The organism is Methylophaga sp. UBA4204 (assembly GCF_002379485.1).
Taxonomy (GTDB): Bacteria; Pseudomonadota; Gammaproteobacteria; order Nitrosococcales; family Methylophagaceae; genus Methylophaga.
In genome coordinates this window covers 21,735-21,956 of record NZ_DFTU01000030.1, presented here as the reverse complement: position 1 = coordinate 21,956, position 222 = coordinate 21,735, and the positions used below count along the sequence as shown (strand labels likewise).

Annotated in this window: 1 pseudogene; it reads left to right on the top strand. The window is 46.4% G+C overall.

The window, feature by feature from the left end:
- Positions 1 to 222, top strand: a pseudogene (locus B3182_RS03705) (phosphoribulokinase); the annotation flags it as partial.

Sequence of the window (222 nt, the reverse complement as noted above, 5' to 3'; positions counted from 1 at the left end):
TACCTACTCTGAAACGGGTCGTGGCGAAAAGCGTCACTACATTCATGATCAGTGTGAAGCCACCAGATATAATCAACCTCCCGGCACTTTTACCAAGTGGAAAGAAATCGATAATGACAGTGATTTACTGTTCTATGAGGGGTTGCATGGCGGTGTGGTGACCGATGAAGTCAATATTGCCCAGTATGCCGATCTGTTGATTGGTGTGGTGCCGGTTATCAA